Origin of the sequence: Sphingobacterium nematocida, from assembly GCF_900168125.1 — a bacterium.
GTDB classification, from domain to species: Bacteria; Bacteroidota; Bacteroidia; order Sphingobacteriales; family Sphingobacteriaceae; genus Sphingobacterium; species Sphingobacterium nematocida.
The window spans coordinates 84759-103682 of record NZ_FUZF01000007.1 but is presented as its reverse complement, the minus strand read 5'-3'; the positions used below and the strand labels follow the sequence as shown (position 1 = coordinate 103682).

The window sequence follows — 18924 nt, the reverse complement described above, 5'->3', positions numbered from 1 at the left end:
CTGTAATACAGCCCTAAATACTTTTATAAATAGAGACATAATCCTTTAAAGATTCTGGATTACGCATAATATCCGTCGAAACCGCCTTATTGACATCGGTACCCGAAAAAATCTTCTTGATAGGAAGTTCCAGTTTTTTGCCACTCAGCGTATACGGAATATCAGAGACACTATAGATAAAATCAGGAACGTGTCTCGGACTATATTGTCCTCTTAACGTACGTTTTATATTATCTTTTAATTCTTCGGTAAAACTAGCCGTATTTTCCAAACGTACAAATAATAACATCGATGATGTGCCGTTTTCATAATCGACACAAACAACCAGACTATCTTCAATATCGGCTAAACTATTCACTGCATTATATATCTCTGCCGTACCGATGCGTACACCACCACGGTTCAATGTAGCGTCAGAACGACCATAAATCACGATACCTTCCTCATTTATTTTTATCCAGTCACCATGGCTCCATACGGAGGAAAAATTAGCAAAATAACTGTCGTGATATTTGATATTTTGTTCATCATTCCAAAAATAGATAGGCATAGATGGCATAGGCTTACGGATTACTAACTCGCCTACCTGATCATATACAGCAATCCCTTCATCATTATATGCTACAATATCAGATCCTAATGTCCTACACTGCAACATACCAGCGTATACCGGTAGGGTAGGACATCCTGATAAAAATGCTGAACAAACATCTGTCCCTCCACTCAGAGACACAATATGAACCTCAGGAAACTTATGTTGTAAGTCTTCAAAAGTAGCTACGGGCAACGGCGAACCAGTAGATCCTATTACCTTGGGTGCATAATCTTTTATTTCAAGTCCCTCTAAAGAGCTAAAATATACTGCACCAGCACCTAAATGATCGACCTTAGCACGCTTCAAAAATGTCCAAAAAGTAAGGTGTTTATTGTGATTAATAATGCCATCAAATAAGCACAGGGTAGCTCCACACAATAGTGAAGATAACGCATAATTCCACATCATCCAGCCCGTGGTCGTATACCAAAGAAAATTTTCACCATCCAGTACATTTTGATGCAAAACCAAGGCTTTAAAATGCTCAAGCAGATTTCCTCCGGTGCTGTGTGTAATAGCTTTAGGTTTTCCTGTTGTTCCGGATGAATACAATATCCATATGGGATGCGAAAAGGGAACACGTACGAACGTTAAATTTTTAGGTACATATCCGAATATAATTTTTTTCCAATCATCTTCATAGACCTGTACAATTGCCGAAAGATCGACCAGATCAGCTTTCAGTCTTTCAAGTGTATCTAACTTAGAAAATATCCTTTCGTTGTACTGATAGGAAGTCTCTATAAATAGTACTTTGGGTTTTATTTGTGTAAAACGTTCGGAAATACTAACGTCTCCAAAATCAGGGGAACAACAAGACCATATAGCGCCTAATGAATTGACTGCTAAGAATATAGCAATAGATTCAGTGGTGTTATTTAAAACAGCTGCGACACGGTCCCCCTTTTCTACCCCCTTTTCAATAAGAAATTGTTGAATACGGCTAACCATCTCTGCCAATTCTTTCCAGGAGACCTCTTCGTATCCTATCGATTCGCTAGCAAATTTAAGCGCTGGCCGTTCTGTAGTTGTCTGTTTGAAAATATGTTCTGCATAACTCAACTCTATGCCTTCAAACCATTGTGTATCAATAAAATCTGTTGATTTCGAATTCAAGGTCACACCTTGACTATACGTACCAGAATAAGAAATATCAAAGTAGGAGAGCAGACTAGTCCAAAACTCATCCAGATTGTCGATAGACCATTGGTGCAAATCATGGTAAGAAGAAAATATTCTTCCTTTTTCAGATTCTAAAAACTGTTGATAATTAAAAAGTCCAGACTTTTGTATATACTCGGACGATGGAGTCCATAAAGCTTTGCTCATAATGTTTATTTTCGGCTATTACAGTTGCAAAATTAGCAATTTAAGCCACAAAATAAGCAAGAATTATACATATATCGTAATTTGGACTTTCAATTTCTTTATATCTCGCTATGATCGCTTATTTATTAAAAGCATTCCATCCTTGTGCTTTAATTTCGTGCTCGTGACCAGACTTAGATATCATGGCACAACCAGCAGCAGCCTCTGTAATATAGCCAATTACCGAAATATCCAATTGTCCTTTTATTTTATCATAATCAGACTGAGGTACAGTGAATAAAAGTTCATAATCCTCGCCACCACTAAGCGCACACACGGTAGGATCCAAACCAAATTCCCGGGCAGTTTCATAAGTCATTGGATCGATAGGTATTTTATCTTCGTAAAGCTTACACCCCACATTTGAAGCTTTGCAAATATGTAGAATCTCAGAAGCTAAACCATCGGAAATATCGATCATAGCATGAGGTTTCACGTGCAACGCTTCCAATAGCTCAACAACATCCTTTCGAGCTTCGGGTTTCAACTGCCGCTCAACAATATAATCTTTACCCTCCAAATCCGGCTGTATATTAGGATTCTCCAAATAAATTTTCTTTTCACGCTCCAATAACTGTAATCCCACATAGGCCCCGCCAAGATCTCCCGAAACACATATCAAATCCCCTTCTTTGGCACCGGACCGGTAGGCGATATCCCCCTCATCGGCATAACCAATACTAGTTACCGAAATTACTAATCCCTGAGCTGAAGCAGAAGTATCACCGCCAATCAAATCAACATTAAACTTTTTACAGGCTATTAACGCTCCCTCATAGATTTCTTCGACAGCTTCTAATGGAAACTTTGATGACAAGCCTATGGAGAAGGTAATTTGCGATGCGATGCCATTCATAGCATAAATATCACTTAAATTTACCTGTACAGCTTTATACCCCAAATGTTTTAAAGGAACATAACGCAAATCAAAATGAATACCTTCTAACAGAAGATCCGTAGAAATCAAAGTCTTTTTATTGGTAAAGTCCAATACTGCAGCATCGTCTCCGATCCCTTTAATCGTAGAAGTTTCGGTTAATTCCACAGCTTGAGTAAGATGCTTTATTAAACCAAATTCTCCTAATTCACTGATATTTGTCTTGTCTATATTATCAAACATATTTTTTTGACTCAATTTTCCATATTTTATTTATTACAAGCCCAATTGTGCTGAAATTTCCAACATACGTTCAATGGGTTTTTGAGCTCTAACGATCACATCTTCAGGAAGAATAATCTCAGGCTGCTCATAATAGAGGCAATTATACAATTTCTCCAGGGTATTTAGCTTCATATGTGGACAATCGTTGCACGCACAAGCATTATTCGGCGGAGCTGGTATAAACTTTTTATTAGGGCTGGATTTTTGCATTTGGTGCAAAATACCAGATTCCGTCGCTACAATAAACGTCTGACTCGCATCTTCAATGGTAAACTTTAACATTCCAGACGTAGAACCAATATAATCAGCTTCACGCAATATGTGTTCTTCACATTCCGGATGGGCTATAAATTTAGCATCTGGATACTCTTCTCGTAAACGTTGTATCTTTTCTTGAGAGAATATTTCATGTACCATACAGGCGCCATTCCATAGTACCAAGTCTCTTCCCGTTTTCTTTTTTACATAGTCACCTAAGTTTTTGTCCGGACCAAAAATGATCTTTTGATCAATAGGTAAACTTTCAACAATCTGTACAGCATTACTCGAAGTACATACAATGTCCGAAAGTGCTTTTAACTCTGCCGTACAATTGACATAGGTAATCACCAGATGATCTGGATATTGCTCTTTAAATTTTGCAAACAAATGTGGCGGACAACTGTCCGACAGCGAACAGCCTGCCTTTAGGTCTGGCAATAATACTTTTTTACTGGGAGACAGTATCTTAGCTGTCTCTGCCATAAAATGGACCCCTGCAAACACGATCACATCAGCATCAGTCTTTGCAGCCTGTTGCGATAAACCTAAACTATCACCAATATAATCTGCCAAATCCTGTATTTCAGACTCTTGGTAATAATGTGCCAGAATAACAGCGTTCTTTTCTTTTTTCAGTCTTTTTATTTCATCGACCAAATCAATACTTGGATCAATAGGTACATCGATAAAGCCTTTGGCTTCTAAGTCTCTCTCAAAAGTAATATTCATCTCTCTTCTTTAATATGTCAATCAATGGGACTAAATCAACATCACAAAAGTAAACAAAGAAATTCAAACGAAATCCACATTCCTTTTTTTCAATAATTAATAATCTATTTTATATAAATCAATCTTATTGTTTATTAGTCTGTGGAAAATGGGGATAAGTGGGTAAGATTTTATTTTATTTTTGAGATAATCTCATTTTATTAACAACTTATCCACAGGATTGAAACAGATAAGCCTTGATTTTCAATGCTGTAATTTTTCGTCTTTTATTTTTTCCATATTAAGTTGTGAATTGATTTATGTTTACAATTTGTTAATATCTGGTTCGTATTTGTCTAATTATAGATGTGGATATGTGTGTATTTTATGTGGATTGTGGAGTAAAAAATAGTTTTTAAATTTAATTCACTATTTATTTACACGTTTTCCACATATTTTGTTAATTTGTTAACGTATAAAGGTTATAGGTTTAAGTTTTTTTTATGTCGGAGAGAAAGGTTGACTTTTTAATAGTAGGCTCGGGAATAGCAGGGTTGAGTTTTGCATTGAAAGCAGCTAAATTAGGTAAGGTATTGATAGTCACCAAGTCTAATGAGGATGAGTCCAATACAAAGTATGCACAAGGCGGAGTAGCTGTGGTGACAGATCATGACGATAGTTTTGAGAAGCATATCCAAGATACGCTGATTGCCGGCGATGGCTTATGCGATTCACAAGTTGTGGAAAACGTAATTAAGGAAGGTCCGGCACGCATCGATGAATTGATAGCTTATGGTACTTCGTTCGACAGAGAAGATTCTGGTAGTTATGATCTAGCAAAAGAAGGCGGGCATTCTGAACACAGAATCCTTCATTATAAGGACATTACTGGATACGAGATCGAACGGGCTTTATTGGAGAAGGTTCACCAGGAGCCCAACATAGAGATATTAACACATTATTTTGCAGTAGATCTTATTACGCAACATCATTTAGGACAGCATGTGGATAAAAGGTCTACAGACATTGTATGTTACGGTATTTACGCTTTCAACACTTATACTAACAATGTGGAAAAGTTCCTTGCTAAGGTAACGTTGATGGCTACAGGAGGGGCGGGACATGTATATTCTAGTACGACCAATCCAATAATAGCTACGGGAGATGGAATAGCTATGGTTTATCGGGCTAAAGGAAAGGTTCGGAATATGGAGTTTATTCAGTTTCATCCTACCTCGTTGTATAATCCGAGCGAGTATCCCGCATTTCTAATATCTGAAGCAGTAAGAGGTTTCGGAGGCGTGTTGAGGAGACAAAACGGTGAATCCTTTATGGAAGAATATGATGACCGTGGCTCTTTAGCTCCGCGCGATATAGTAGCTAGGGCGATTGATACTGAAATGAAGCAATCTGGCTTAGACTATGTATATCTTGACATTACGCATAAAAGTAAAGCCGATTTATTATCTCATTTTCCTAATATATATGAGAAATGCCTATCTATCGGATTAGATATGACGAAGGATTTTATTCCTGTTACTCCGGCCGCTCATTACTTGTGCGGCGGCATAATGGTAGACGAGTTTGGGGCTAGCTCTATAGGCAATTTATATGCCTGTGGCGAATGTTCATCAACTGGACTTCATGGTGCTAATAGGTTGGCTTCCAATTCTTTACTTGAAGCAGCAGTATACGCACATCGTATTTTTGTAAATTCTCAGTTGAAGTTTGAATCCATTTCTTTTATGGAAGGAGTTCCAGATTGGGACGATTCAAATACCAAGTTATTAAACGAAGATATATTGGTTACGCATAATTTGCGTGAGACACAGAAGTTTATGAGTGATTATGTAGGTATAGTACGTTCAGATTTTAGGTTGGAACGTGCGATGCGTCGTCTAGGCTTATTGCATGAGGAAACTGAATCTTTTTATAAAGGCACCAAATTGTCCGTTAAACTTTGCGAGCTGAGGAACGTTATACAAGTGGCATATTTGGTTGTCAAATCCGCAATGACTCGAAAAGAGAGCAGAGGCTTGCATTATACAACGGATTATCCTGAACACGCTAATGAATTAGCAGATACAATTTTATAGATCTATGGCTATTATTCTTCCAGTTAAGGAAAGTTTTCCTTTCATAGGTGATCATACATATTTAGCTCCTAATAGTACAATCGTAGGTGATGTGACTATTGGCGAAGGCTGCTCGGTATGGTTTAATGCAGTGATACGTGGTGACGTTAATTATATTAAAATAGGTGATTTTTCAAATATCCAGGACAATGTAACTATACATGGTACCTATGAACGTAACGGGACAGACATTGGCTCGTACGTCAATATAGGGCACAATGCAATTGTACATGGTTGTGTTATTGATAGTCATGTGCTAGTTGGCATGGGCGCTATTGTCATGGATAAGGCACATATACAAAATAATGTTATTATCGCTGCTGGTGCCGTAGTATTAGAGAACACAGTCTGCGAATCCGGTTTTTTGTATGCTGGAGTACCTGCTAAGAAGATTAAACCACTTACTGAAGAACAGCTTGACTTATTACAAAAACTACCACATAACTACGTTAAATATGCTTCTTGGTTCCATTAATAGTAATTATTAATCGTCGAATTTAAGTGTTATATTTTCAGTTTGTTCCCAGTTTGCGCGAATTGTAAAGGTTTTATCCAAATACCATATGGGTTCGGCTTGTATTTTTTTGTAAACATCGGCTCCGTCCCAACGTTTGTTTCCGTTTAGATCTTTTATAATGCGTAAGCTATACTTACCACCAGGGAACTTATTATAAAATATTTCGGCTGTATTTACTAGGATTCGTGAGTCGAAAACTTTCTCTTTTTTCTCGTCAATTAGCTCTACTATGTATGGTATATCCTTTTCTATACCACTAATTTTAAACTTGATATCTCCATAATTTTCAGATTGATCTAAGGTAAATTTGGTTTTGACTTCTTTATTGAAGTCCTCAAATGGACTTAAGATAGCTTTTTCTTCCAAGGTAAGTTCGTAGTTCTTATTCGGTTTCCAATTGAAACGAATATGATATAGGTTTTTAACAATGCTATCTTGCTGAAGCTGAAAATTGCGTCTGGAAGTACTATCTTCAGTCAATAGTATTTTTGCTTTGTCAACATTAGCGATAGGGTAGGTGGCAGTCAGTGTGATATGTTTTATTTTATCTACTTTGTTGTTTATATTTAGAATAGGCTCTATAAAGCGTTCGTATTTTTCATTTTTTGATCGTCTAATTAGTACGGTATCTAGAATATTCTTATTATCGGCTATCTGAAATTTAATAGAGTCAAAGTCTAGTTTGTCAATAAATGTAAATAAAGAGTCTTTGCTATTAGCATATTGTATGGTATAAGAATCGTCTTTGAGCTGAGGTTCAATTATAGAAATATTTGGATCGTCAATAGGTTGGTTGAACGTTAATAGGATTCGCCCATTTTTTTCTATTTTCTTTTCAATAGTCCTGAATTTTTCAGGTTTTCCCTTCGAATAAGCAATTTTTACGCCCGATATATTACGATTTAGTACAATACTGTCTTTTATAAAACCTACAGATTCTTCTGGATTGTTATATATTCGGTCGTTATTTTGTTCTTTTAAAGCATATATACGATAGGTATCTTCCTTAAGATTTCGGAATGTAAAATTTCCGGATGAATCTACTAATGTAAATATATTTGCTTTGCGTTTTCCAAATATCGTGTCTTGACTGGTTGGAATAAGCAAGACTTTGACGTCTTTGTCTATCTTTTCATCAAATACCTTCGTGAAAGCGTTGGTCACTGATCCTGTAATTTGTAAGGAGTCTAGTTCTGGACCCGTAGCAAACACATAGTTATAATTTAGAATAGGATTTCCCTCGTTGTAATCAACAAGACCTTTCCCAAAATTAATTGTGTAAGTCGTGTTTTTTTCGAGGGAATCTGGCAGTATAATATGAAGCGTTTTTTTCCTTATTTTGTACTCAGGCTGCTTGTCCAGATCTGGCGAAATGCTAAACTCTTTAAATTGATTATTGAGCTTGATGTACTCATCCATTGTCAGTACTATCTCCTTTGCTTTAAAGTTTGTAGTATAGTTTTCCGGCGACTCATTTAGTATTTTTGGTGGGAGAGAGTCTTTCGGGCCTCCGGTTGGTCTTTGCATGTTTGCACAGCGAAAAAATGTGAGCGATATAAGAAAAACGAAACCTAAAATTATTGTGTTTTGAAATAAGCGTGTTTTTAAGCTTACTGTCGTGTTTTTATTATTTTTGGACTCCTGTATCATAATTATTATAATAATCTCTTATATCGCTTTATTTTAACTTATCTGATTTATCTGTAACTTGTTGGTATATAATATATTAGCTCATATGTACCATTAATACACTTATGTCTGATGGTGATACTCCAGATATACGCGAAGCTTGGCCTAGTGTTCTAGGTTTTACTTTGAGTAATTTTTCTCTAGCCTCAATAGACAAGGATGTTAATGAAGAATAGTCAAAATTAGGATTTATTTCTTTATCCTCCATTTTTTTCATCTTATTTACAATCTCGATTTCCTTCTCGAAATAGCTATCATATTTTACTTTTATTTCTGCCTGTTCTACAGATTCTTTATCGTATTGATCGAGGATCTGTTTAAAGTCCGTATCCGCTTCAGCAAGATGATAGATGTTTATCTGTGGTCTTGTTAACATATTAAACATTCGAGCTTTTTGTGTAATCGGGGAGGAGTTTTCTCTCGTTAGAATGTCATTTATTGATTCAGGCGATACAGATAATTGTTTCATATGTTCAACTAGTTTATCCGAATTAGATATTTTTTCTTCCACTTTTCTTAAACGCTCATCTGATATCAGTCCCAGTTTGTGTCCTATTGGACTTAGTCTTATATCTGCATTATCCTGTCTTAAGAGCAGGCGATGTTCAGCACGGGAGGTGAACATTCTGTAAGGCTCTTCCGTTCCTTTTGTTACTAAATCGTCTATGAGAACACCAATGTAAGATTCAGAACGTTTCATAATCAATTCATGCAGATCATTTATTTTCTGGTGTGCATTGATACCCGCTATAAGGCCTTGGGCAGCGGCTTCTTCGTATCCGGTGGTACCGTTTATTTGTCCAGCAAAAAATAGATTTTTAACCTTTAGTGTTTCTAAGGTAAGGTCTAGTTGCATAGGAGGGAAGTAGTCGTATTCAATAGCATACCCTGGGCGGTACATTTTTGCATTCTCAAATCCCGGAATAAGACGTAGTGCTTTTTGTTGTACATCTTCAGGGAGAGAGGTCGAAAAGCCATTTACGTATATCTCTACGGTCTGAAATCCTTCTGGCTCAACGAATATTTGATGACGTTCTCGTTCTGCAAATCTATTTATCTTGTCTTCAATAGAGGGACAGTATCTCGGTCCGAGCCCTTTTATTCTACCGGTAAACATAGGAGATTTCTCGAAACCCGTCTTAAGTACTTCGTGAACTTTATCATTTGTATAGGTAATCCAGCAGCAACGTTGTTCTGTCGGCATAGCCACATCTGTATATGAGAATCGACTTTTTTCTTCATCCCCCCATTGTTCTTCCATTAGTGTGTAGTTTAAGCTACGGCCATCTATACGTGGGGGAGTTCCCGTTTTCATTCGTCCCGATTCAAAGCCTAAGGATACGAGTTGTTCGGTAAGCCCAGTCGCGGATTTTTCTCCGGTTCGACCTCCTCCAAATTTTTTCTCACCTATATGTATTATACCGTTGAGGAAAGTGCCGTTTGTTAAGATTACAGCATCAGATTCTATACGTATACCCAAAGAGGTAATCACACCTTTTGCTCTTCCATTTTCTACTATAACCTCTTTCACTGTATCTTGCCACATATCCAGATTTGGTATTGCTTCGAGTTGAAGTCTCCATTCTTCGGCAAAGCGCATACGGTCATTTTGTGTTCGCGGACTCCACATAGCGGGGCCTTTCGATTTATTGAGCATTCTAAATTGGATAGTAGATTTATCGGCAATAATTCCCGTGTATCCACCTATTGCATCTATTTCCCGTACGATCTGTCCTTTTGCGACCCCACCTATAGCTGGGTTGCAGCTCATCTGAGCGATGACCCCCATATTCATAGTTATTAAGAGGGTAGAGGACCCTAAGTTGGCAGCCGCTGCTGCAGCTTCACAGCCTGCGTGACCAGCACCTACTACGATTACGTTATATTTATTAAACATATTTTTTAGTAGCGTTCCACGTGAAACATTGTTTTATTTTCGATGTTTCACGTGGAACAGATTAAATGTATTCTGATAATTCAATCCAACGGTCTGATTTTTTATCAAGCAGTTGTTGGAGGTTTTCGATTTCTTTTGATATCTCGGATAGTGTTTCGTGTTCTGTGCTTTTGTTTAATAGTTCTGTCTTTTCTGAGATATTTTTTTCTAGCAACTCTATTTCTTTCTCAATATTGTCGTATTCGTGTTGTTCTTTATAGCTGAGTTTTCTTTTTTCTACATTATTAGCGGTTGGAATAGGAGTTTCCTTTATTTGCTTTTCTAAGAATTTCTCTTCTTTTAATTTTAGTTCCTGTTCTGTTTTATAATCTGCGTAGTTTCCATTATATATGGTTACATTGCCTATGCCGTCGAAAATAAATAATTGTTCTGTGAGCTTGTCAATTAAATATCTATCGTGCGATACAAGTAATAATATACCTGGATAATTCATCAGAAAGTCCTCAAGTACATTTAAAGTGTCTATGTCAAGATCATTAGAAGGTTCATCTAATATCAGGAAGTTTGGATTGGCCATAAGTACCCGCATAAGCTGAAGACGTTTTTTTTCTCCACCGCTTAGTTTGCTCACTAAACCGAATTGCTTTTCAGGAGGGAAGAGGAATAATGTCAAAAGTTGAGAGGCTGTTAGGGTGTCACCATTTGCCATCTTGATATACTCGGCTACATTTTTTACGATATCAAGAACACGATCTCCATCGTTGAAGTTTAGTCCGCCTTGTTTGTAATATCCAAACTTAGTGGTTTCGCCGATGTCTACAGTGCCTCCGTCTGGAAGGAGTGTTCCTGTTAATAGGTTTAGAAATGTACTTTTGCCTGTTCCATTCTTTCCTGCAAGACCTATTCTATCTCCTTTTTTGAATATGTAGGAGAAGTTTTCTATTAGTGTATTGCTGTTAAAGGACTTAGATACGTTGGTTAGTTCAAGGATTTTCGAACCTTGGCGAGATACCTTAACACTAAGTTCTACCTTATCATGTGCGCGAGGTCCTTTGGATTTTTCTTCCAGGGCATAATAGGCATCTATCCTAGATTTTGATTTAGTGCCTCGTGCCTGAGGTTGTCTACGCATCCATTCTAGTTCTCTTCTTAATAAGTTACGTGCTTTTTCTGCTTGGATTACGTCGTTGTACTCACGTTCGGCTTTCTTCTCTAGAAAGTAGGCGTAGTTCCCTTTGTAAAGATGTATTTTAGCCTTGTCTAGTTCGCGGATTTCCGTACATATATTGTCCAAGAAATACCTATCGTGTGATACGGTGAGTACTGTTTTTTGGCCGGTTGTTAATAGTTTTTCCAACCATTCAATAGTCTCAATGTCTAAATGGTTGGTCGGCTCATCAAGAATGTATACATCCGGTTCATCTATTAGTAACTTGGCTAGAGAAAGCCTTTTCTTTTGGCCACCAGAAAGACTTTCTATCTTTTGGTCAAAGTTGGATATTTGTAGTCTATTTAAGATTGTTTTGATATTGTATTCGTACTCCCAAGCGTTAAGGGCAGTTAACTGATCTGTTATTAGAGCGAGCTTATGCTCGTCTACAGTAGGGGAGTCTATAAGATCTTCATACGCTTTGATCAATTGCTGTTGTTCATTATCAGCACTGTATATAAAGTCATTTATTGTGTTTAGACCTATAAAATTAGGTTCCTGAGGTAGGTAACCTATGCGTATACCTTTTTCCTTGACAATTTTGCCTTCTTCTGGTGGAAAAACTTCTGCTAGTAGTTTTAATAAAGTGGATTTGCCCGTTCCATTTATTCCCACTAGTGCTACACGATCTCCTTTCTGAAGCGCGAAATGTAATTCTTTAAATAACCACCTGTCGTTAAAGGAATGGCCAACTTGTTCTGTGCTAAGTATACTCACTTTTTTTCTATTATATTCAATCCCTTCTATAGGGAAGATTTTGTATTGTTTTCTTATTGATCTCCTCTTTAATACGTTTGGAGATTAGATCGCTGTTTCCTTCGTAATCACCATGTTTATTGTTTAACAATAAAAATACTAATATGCGTAATAGCAAATCTGTTACGTGTTACGTATTTGTAAGGACACAACTATCCAAGTACAAAAATAAGCAAATTATTGTTTGTTAGTCAGAAAAAGAGTATAGATAGATACTTATTAACGTATGTTGTTAATTTAAACGGAACGGTGCAATAAGATTGAAGCGGGGAATATCGACTTTGAATTGCTGTCCATCAATTTCACGTACCATTACGTAATACCCTTCCATATAGCCAAGTTCACTTTTTAGATTACAGCCGGAAACGTATTGATGAGATTTTCCAGGAGTTAAAATAGGCTGTTCACCAACGACCCCTTCACCGTCGACTTGCTTGTGTTCTCCGATCGAATCAAATATCTCCCAATGCCTGCTTACGAGCTGTGCGGTGTAATCTGAGCTGTTTTCTATAGTTATACGATAAGCAAACATAAAATGCATATTGTCCGGATTAGAATATTCCGATTGATAGATGCATTCTACAGATACGTTAATTCCTGCAGTTGACTGTGTAATCATATTTTCAAAATTAGGAACTATGTTTTAAAAATCATAATTCTATTAACGGTTGATAATAAATAGCTTAAACTTATTAGATTGTTTTGACTATTTTACTTTGAGGTATAATTTTTGAGCGTGTTGTTTATCTATAAACACAATGATCGAAATATGAACCGAACAAAAGTTATTTTAGCAGCCTTGTTGGGAGTAGGCATCCTCAGCTCCTGTGGTAGTAGTACTAAGCAACAGGAGACAGTAGAAGACAAAGGCGCACTGGAACAGGTTTCCGAATCTGTAGGCGCTTTGAAGAATCTTAGCAAGTTAGAAGAGTACAGCAAAGAACTCGAATCTCAAATAAGTACATTGAAAGCGCAGACACCTGTTTCTAATGACGTACTCAAAAGCGTATTGCCTGAGACGTTTGAAGGGTTGAAACGAACTTCTTTGAAGGTCGGAGAAATGAGCGCATTGAATTTTGCGAGTGCCAAAGCAGAATATAAGAATGAAGACGGATCTAAACGGATTAACGTTGATGTTATGGATGGGGCGGGCGAGGGGGCATCGAGTATAGTATCTTTGGTGTTTATGGGGTTACATGCTGATAAAGAGGAGATAACGGAAACAGGTTTTGAAAAGACAATGGATATCGATGGTATGCGTGTCGCTGTAAAGGAAGATACAGATGAGGGAATAAAAGATTCAGAAATAAAATGGGTTTATAACAAGCGATTCGTAATCGAATTAGAGGGAGATGGTTATTCTCTGGATGAACTTATTGCAATTTTTAAGAAAATGGATCTATCCTCCCTTAAGTAACTAAAAAGGGGAACTATTTGTAGTTCCCCTTTTTAGTTACTGTTGAGCTTTTCTTTTTTTTCTAAACCGACGCCAGATAAATATACCGCCTATCGCAAGAAGGAGTATGGGCCATATACCTACCAAACCGATAACTATATTCTCAATTAATTTCCACCCAAAATCCAAGGCTTCTTTTACTTTCATCCAAAATCCACTGTCGCTGTGCGGCATCAGAGAGTCTGAGTTATATATGTTAACTTGAATCGTACTGTAGCTTACTTGGTCTTTTACTGCTCTTAAAGTACTTTCTGTACTTTCAATCTCTTCCTGTAGTTGTCTTATCTGTTCTTCTATTTCAAGAAGATCTTTTACATTTTTGGCACTCACTACCATTTTTTGATACCGATCTAAATAGGCCCTCTTGCTTTTTAAGCGGGATTCAAGGTCGTAATATTGCAGCGAGACGTCTTGTGCCTGGATCGATTTTTCAGTTATTTTATCCTTGCCTTTTTCGATCCCCTCTAAAAAACTATCAAATTGAGACGAGGGAATCCGAATCGTCAGGTTATAGTGGGTGTAGGTAGAACCAGAAGAAGTGCTCTCTTGTTCATAATAACCTCCAGCCCGCTTCACTAAAGCATCAAAGCTGGTTTTGCTTTTTTTCAAATCCTTAGACTCTACCGAAATATTTCCAGTACGGATGATTTTCTTTTCTAAAGCAGTTTTTTCCGGTTCTGTTTTATTTGCGGCAGGCGCACTCTCGCTTTGAAGAGCTGTCGCTTCATCGTTGGCCATTTCCGCTGTTTTAGCGTCAAGAGAGGCTGAAATTTCTTTGTTACCCTGTCCGCAACTCCAAGTAAGAGTGAGACCGAAGAGAAGGGCGATAAATAACGTTTTGTTCATTTTTCAATATATTTAGAATTCTTATAAAAATAAACCCTATTCGTCTTCTGTTTACAAACAGTCGTACTATTTTGGTTTTCCTTGATAGATGTAATAACAAGTATTATTCCATAAAAAAAGCGCTTGTATAAGCGCTTTTTTTTATTTTGTTGCCTCTCTTACTTTAGGAGCAATCTTGGTTCCGAATATCTCGATTGCCTTCATCATATCTATATGATTAGGACTTCCTACGTCCATATGGGCCGAAAAACGGGTCAGACCAAATGTTTCCTGAACAGCCAATATTTTTTCGATAGATTCATTTGCATCGCCTACAATGAGATGACCATGACTAGACCTACCAAAGTCATATTGAGACTTTTGGTATGGAGGCCAGCCTCTAGAAGCACCGATACGGTTCATTTGAGCAGCATATATCGGAAAATACTTGTCTGCTACATCTTTACCGTTTTCACCAAAGAATGCATGCATATGTACTCCGACCTGAAATTTGGCCATATCATGTCCATTATCTTCATAAGCCTGTTTGTACATTTCAAATAAGGGATTGAATTGTTCCCATGCACCACCAATAATAGCAAACATCACCGGTAGTCCCAATTTTGCAGCTCGGATTACTGAGGACGTAGTACCTCCAACAGCTACCCATACCGGTAGTCCGTCCTTAGTCGCTCTAGGATGTATTTCTTGATTGACTAATGATTTTCTGAATTTTCCGGTCCAGTTTATAGTCTCATTTTTCTTAAGCTTCAATAGTAATTCCAGTTTTTCTTCAAAAAGTTCGCTGTAGTCTTTCAAATCATAACCAAATAATGGAAAAGATTCAATGAAAGATCCTCTACCTGCCATGATTTCAGCACGGCCACCCGAGATCAAGTCTACCGTAGCGAAGTCTTGATATAATTTTACGGGGTCTGCCGAGCTTAATACAGACACAGCAGAACCTAGCTTTATCTTTTTTGTTACCGTTGCAGCAGCGGCTAGAATGATTTCTGGCGAAGCAACAGCGTAATCTGCACGATGGTGTTCGCCCATTCCAAAAAAGTCAAGCCCCACTTCATCCATCAATTTTATTTCTTCAATTATTTCCTGAAGACGTTGTTGTGTAGACTGTATTTGTCCAGTTTGAGGATCGATCTGTAGATCGCCAAACATTCCTATTCCTAATTCTAACATAGTTTGTTGATGTATAGCGTAAAACCAAAAGTCAAGATTATCAATCAAATATAGATACCCCCGACCATATTAACTTATACAAATATAGGCTGCGTGTGTATTATAAAAATTAAGGTAGTTTAAGAAAATTAACCATGTATATATTCTTTGGTGCCATACGATTGTATAAGCTCGCCCTCAAACGCTAACCACTCCTTCCAGCGCTTTTCTACGTCGACATCTTTTGTATACTTGCGTGCGAAATTTAGAAAGGTCGTATAATGATTAGCTTCAGAAACCATAAGGTCGTGATAGAATTTTGCTAACTCTTGGTCTGCGATGTTTTGAGAGAGCACACGAAAGCGTTCGCAACTACGGGCTTCTATCATCGCTGCAAAAAGTAAACGATCAATAAAAGCTTGGTTTCTGGAGCCATCTTTTTTAGAAAATTTCATTAATTGGCCTACATAGTCATCTTTTCGTTCTCTACCCAATGTATAACCACGCTTTTTAATAATTTCTATTACCATTTTGAAATGTTCCATTTCCTCAAGAGCGATGTCTGTTAACTCATGAACGAGATCTTCAAATTCTGGATTTTGGGTAATCAGCATTATAGCGTTGGAAGCGGCCTTTTGCTCGCACCAAGCATGGTCCGTCAAAATTTCCTCTAAATTGGACTCCGCCACATTGGCCCAACGCGGATCCGTTAATAGTTTTAATCCTAACATTGTTATTCTAGATTTGTTTACCTACAAACTTAGATAATTTATACTAGATGACCTCTTAATTTCAACCATCAACAGTATTAAATCCGTGTGCTTTTAATACATCGTCCGGTACTCCTGTCCATACCCCCGGCCTATTGCCCTGATATCCTAAGTCGGCTATACCTTCTTTTGTCGTGTAAAATCCTGAAGCCGTAAGGTTTCGCATTCTCGAAAAGAAGCTGACTCCTTGTGCGACCTCTGGTTTAGCTTTGGAAGGATAAGCTATTTCGTCTATAATAGCAACCTGTTGATTGTTTTCACAATTTATAAATACTTTTTTATACTTTTTCTGAGCTCGGATATCCAACCATTTAAGGCCACCTCGCATTGGAATCTTATGTTCGGGAATATCTTTTACAATAAACTCAATAAATGCAGGTACTCCTACCTCCGATGCGGAAGGGGAGATATCATCTTTAGGGATAATAATATCGACCAAACAGGTAATCGTAGCCATTTCATGTTCGTTGAAGAAAGTTTCTTCTTCAAGTTTTTTGGTTCTATCATATTCAAAGTCCTGTACGCCGGGTAATTTATCGGGCTGATCAGCAGCATTCGTTGCAGTATTGTCCTTAGAGTTGCAGGAGTTTTGGCTAAGAACAGCTGTTCCAGCCGCTAAAAAGCCGAGGGCTTTTAATGAATCTCTTCTATTCATCTTTTCTTAGGTATTTAGTTTCTTTCGCTCTTCCAGTATATATTCCGCCGTGCGCATAGACAGGGCCAATATTGTCCATGTTAGATTTTTGTCACCCTGTTGTACAAAAGGCCCGGCATCTACCACATATAGGTTTTTACATTCGTGCGCCTGTCCCCATTTATTTAAGACGGATGTTTTAGGATCGTTACCCATACGGGTGGTGCCGCCTTCGTGAATGATTCTTCCTGGGGTCTCCAGACCATATAGTGTGTCCGCACCAGGAATAGGAGAGGTTATTATAGCTCCCATCTCGTGCATAATAGATTGAAAAGTCTCCATCATGTGTTTAGCTTGCTTGATTTCCTCATTTGACCAGGTATAGTTAAATTTCAATACAGGAATACCAAATTTATCTACTTTGGCGTTGTCTATTTCACAGTAGTTTTCTTTACGGGCGATAGCGGTACCTCTACCAGCCATACCTACACTGGATCCGTAAAAGCGTCTATAATCTTGCTTTAGGGCAGCACCATATCCACCGCTTTCCTGAGGCAATCCGTCTGTTCGCGGAGCAAGGTGATTAATATTTGGTATGCCGTGCATACTACCATAAGAAGGCATTCCCATTCCTCCCCAATATTCGATATGATAACCTCTGGCAAAATCTAACTTTTTATCACCAAGCCACCAAGGAGAGTAAATATGTACAGAACCCACTCCATCTTCATTATATCTTTTTCTATCAAGGAGCTGTGGAAGGAAACCACCGAGACTGGCTCCAGTAGAGTCGTGAAGGTATTTACCGAGCAAGCCCGAACTATTACTGATTCCGCCTGGATGTGCAGCAGATTTAGAGTTTAACATTAGTCGTGCACTTTCACAGGCAGATGCACCCAGAATAACCGTTTTGGCTTTTACCGCGTACTCCTGCATATCCTTCGTGTTGACATACGACACACCGATTGCTAGCCCTTCGTCATTGGTCAGTACTTCTCGGACCATAGCGTTGTCTATCACCTTAAGATTACCGGTTTTAATTGCAGGAATTACCAGACATGATGAAGAGGAAAAATCGCCATATACCTTACATGCTCTGCCACATTGCCCGCAATAAAAGCAGGTTCCGCGGTCTTTGTTTCCTGGAAGCGCTTCCGTCAGTACGGATCCCCGTCCTGGTATTACAGTGACCCCAGCTTTCTTAGCACCTTTGGTGATATACAGTTCATTTAATCGGGGTTTGGGTGGTTTCAAGAATATGCCATCTGGTTCATTGGGTAGATTCTCTACTGTACCATAGATTCCTACAAGACGATCTACCCGATCGTAGAATGGTTTGACCTCTTCATAGGTTATGGGCCATTGTTCGGTCACACCATCCTTCGGTTTAAAATCATCGGGTCCCATTCGTAGTGAAATTCGTCCCCAGTGATTCGTTCTCCCCCCAAGCATCCGGGCTCTAAACCAATCAAATTCAGTACCTTTTTCTGTGCTGTAAGGTTCGCCATCCAACTGCCAACCCCCGTAAGCGGCATCAAAATCTCCAAAAGGGCGAGTTGTACCCGCTCCCCGGCGCGGGGATTCCCATGGCCACCTTAGCTGCAGGGCATCTTTGGCGGGATCAAAAAATGGTCCGGCCTCAAGCATTAGGACCTTGAGGCCTGCATGGGCTAGGATGTAGCCGGCCATTCCCCCTCCAGCACCGGATCCCACAACAATTGCATCATAGGTAGTAGTATCTTCAATGATCTGAAAAGATGTCATC

General features: G+C 38.2%; 15 protein-coding genes. 3 read left to right on the top strand and 12 right to left on the bottom strand.

Annotation, left to right across the window (positions count from 1 at the left end; all coding sequences use genetic code 11):
• Positions 1–13 precede the first annotated feature (13 nt).
• The 3 genes from B5X76_RS09690 to nadA form a co-directional block, all read right to left on the bottom strand.
• Positions 14–1924 carry an acetoacetate--CoA ligase gene (locus B5X76_RS09690; RefSeq protein ID WP_079642913.1) on the bottom strand — a complete coding sequence of 637 codons (1911 nt, stop codon included), beginning with the start codon at positions 1922–1924 and terminating at the stop codon, positions 14–16.
• A gap of 118 nt (positions 1925–2042) precedes the next feature.
• Positions 2043–3083, bottom strand: a complete 1041-nt coding sequence (thiL, locus tag B5X76_RS09685; protein WP_079642912.1) for a thiamine-phosphate kinase — start codon at positions 3081–3083, stop codon at positions 2043–2045.
• A 33-nt stretch (positions 3084–3116) separates the two neighbouring features.
• Complete coding sequence (gene nadA / locus B5X76_RS09680) at positions 3117–4115, bottom strand: quinolinate synthase NadA (protein ID WP_079642911.1); 999 nt, start codon at positions 4113–4115, stop codon at positions 3117–3119.
• Positions 4116–4597: 482 nt separating this feature from the next.
• Between nadA and nadB the strand changes: the two genes are divergently transcribed.
• Complete coding sequence (gene nadB, locus B5X76_RS09675) at positions 4598–6190, top strand: L-aspartate oxidase (RefSeq protein ID WP_079642910.1); 1593 nt, start codon at positions 4598–4600, stop codon at positions 6188–6190.
• A 4-nt stretch (positions 6191–6194) separates the two neighbouring features.
• Entirely contained in the window at positions 6195–6704 is a 510-nt protein-coding gene (locus B5X76_RS09670; protein ID WP_079642909.1) for a gamma carbonic anhydrase family protein, read from the top strand.
• 9 nt (positions 6705–6713) lie between these two features.
• Here the strand turns inward: B5X76_RS09670 and B5X76_RS09665 are convergent, their stop codons facing one another.
• From B5X76_RS09665 to apaG, 4 genes are all read right to left on the bottom strand, one after another.
• The gene (locus B5X76_RS09665; RefSeq protein WP_245801016.1) at positions 6714–8273 is read right to left on the bottom strand and encodes an Ig-like domain-containing domain; all 1560 of its coding nucleotides are present in this window, start codon (positions 8271–8273) and stop codon (positions 6714–6716) included.
• A 199-nt stretch (positions 8274–8472) separates the two neighbouring features.
• Positions 8473–10332 (bottom strand): tRNA uridine-5-carboxymethylaminomethyl(34) synthesis enzyme MnmG, encoded by a 1860-nt coding sequence (gene mnmG, locus B5X76_RS09660; protein ID WP_079642907.1) that lies wholly within the window; start codon positions 10330–10332, stop codon positions 8473–8475.
• Positions 10333–10393: 61 nt separating this feature from the next.
• On the bottom strand, positions 10394–12259 hold the full coding sequence (locus B5X76_RS09655; protein ID WP_079642906.1) for an ABC-F family ATP-binding cassette domain-containing protein: 1866 nt from the start codon (positions 12257–12259) through the stop codon (positions 10394–10396).
• A gap of 271 nt (positions 12260–12530) precedes the next feature.
• Entirely contained in the window at positions 12531–12917 is a 387-nt protein-coding gene (gene apaG, locus B5X76_RS09650; protein WP_079642905.1) for a Co2+/Mg2+ efflux protein ApaG, read from the bottom strand.
• Positions 12918–13067: 150 nt separating this feature from the next.
• Here apaG and B5X76_RS09645 point away from each other — a divergent pair, with 150 nt between their 5' ends.
• Positions 13068–13715 (top strand): hypothetical protein, encoded by a 648-nt coding sequence (locus tag B5X76_RS09645; RefSeq protein WP_079642904.1) that lies wholly within the window; start codon positions 13068–13070, stop codon positions 13713–13715.
• Positions 13716–13751: 36 nt separating this feature from the next.
• Here the strand turns inward: B5X76_RS09645 and B5X76_RS09640 are convergent, their stop codons facing one another.
• The 5 genes from B5X76_RS09640 to B5X76_RS09620 all read right to left on the bottom strand — a co-directional run bounded on the left by B5X76_RS09640 (position 13752) and on the right by B5X76_RS09620 (position 18923).
• On the bottom strand, positions 13752–14600 hold the full coding sequence (locus B5X76_RS09640; protein ID WP_079642903.1) for a DUF4349 domain-containing protein: 849 nt from the start codon (positions 14598–14600) through the stop codon (positions 13752–13754).
• Between the two features lie 141 nt (positions 14601–14741).
• Entirely contained in the window at positions 14742–15776 is a 1035-nt protein-coding gene (locus tag B5X76_RS09635) for an Atu2307/SP_0267 family LLM class monooxygenase (RefSeq protein WP_079642902.1), read from the bottom strand.
• 128 nt (positions 15777–15904) lie between these two features.
• Positions 15905–16486: a MiaE family protein gene (gene miaE, locus B5X76_RS09630; RefSeq protein WP_079642901.1), complete on the bottom strand. Its 582-nt coding sequence runs from the start codon at positions 16484–16486 to the stop codon at positions 15905–15907.
• Positions 16487–16547: 61 nt separating this feature from the next.
• Positions 16548–17180, bottom strand: coding sequence for a gluconate 2-dehydrogenase subunit 3 family protein (locus B5X76_RS09625; RefSeq protein WP_079642900.1), 633 nt, complete (start codon positions 17178–17180; stop codon positions 16548–16550).
• A 6-nt stretch (positions 17181–17186) separates the two neighbouring features.
• A complete protein-coding gene (locus B5X76_RS09620) occupies positions 17187–18923 on the bottom strand; it encodes a GMC oxidoreductase (protein WP_079642899.1) in 1737 nt (578 codons plus the stop codon).
• Position 18924 lies beyond the last annotated feature (1 nt).

What these genes read in the sequence shown, in the direction of transcription:
- B5X76_RS09645 (WP_079642904.1), top strand. Translation starts at nt 13,068, where the DNA reads ATGAACCGAACAAAAGTTATTTTAGCAGCCTTGTTGGGAGTAGGCATC.
- mnmG (WP_079642907.1), bottom strand. Translation starts at nt 10,332, where the DNA reads ATGTTTAATAAATATAACGTAATCGTAGTAGGTGCTGGTCACGCAGGC.
- B5X76_RS09620 (WP_079642899.1), bottom strand. Translation starts at nt 18,923, where the DNA reads ATGACATCTTTTCAGATCATTGAAGATACTACTACCTATGATGCAATT.
- apaG (WP_079642905.1), bottom strand. Translation starts at nt 12,917, where the DNA reads ATGATTACACAGTCAACTGCAGGAATTAACGTATCTGTAGAATGCATC.
- B5X76_RS09670 (WP_079642909.1), top strand. Translation starts at nt 6,195, where the DNA reads ATGGCTATTATTCTTCCAGTTAAGGAAAGTTTTCCTTTCATAGGTGAT.
- B5X76_RS09635 (WP_079642902.1), bottom strand. Translation starts at nt 15,776, where the DNA reads ATGTTAGAATTAGGAATAGGAATGTTTGGCGATCTACAGATCGATCCT.
- B5X76_RS09665 (WP_245801016.1), bottom strand. Translation starts at nt 8,273, where the DNA reads ATGCAAAGACCAACCGGAGGCCCGAAAGACTCTCTCCCACCAAAAATA.
- nadA (WP_079642911.1), bottom strand. Translation starts at nt 4,115, where the DNA reads ATGAATATTACTTTTGAGAGAGACTTAGAAGCCAAAGGCTTTATCGAT.
- nadB (WP_079642910.1), top strand. Translation starts at nt 4,598, where the DNA reads ATGTCGGAGAGAAAGGTTGACTTTTTAATAGTAGGCTCGGGAATAGCA.
- miaE (WP_079642901.1), bottom strand. Translation starts at nt 16,486, where the DNA reads ATGTTAGGATTAAAACTATTAACGGATCCGCGTTGGGCCAATGTGGCG.
- B5X76_RS09640 (WP_079642903.1), bottom strand. Translation starts at nt 14,600, where the DNA reads ATGAACAAAACGTTATTTATCGCCCTTCTCTTCGGTCTCACTCTTACT.
- thiL (WP_079642912.1), bottom strand. Translation starts at nt 3,083, where the DNA reads ATGTTTGATAATATAGACAAGACAAATATCAGTGAATTAGGAGAATTT.
- B5X76_RS09625 (WP_079642900.1), bottom strand. Translation starts at nt 17,180, where the DNA reads ATGAATAGAAGAGATTCATTAAAAGCCCTCGGCTTTTTAGCGGCTGGA.
- B5X76_RS09690 (WP_079642913.1), bottom strand. Translation starts at nt 1,924, where the DNA reads ATGAGCAAAGCTTTATGGACTCCATCGTCCGAGTATATACAAAAGTCT.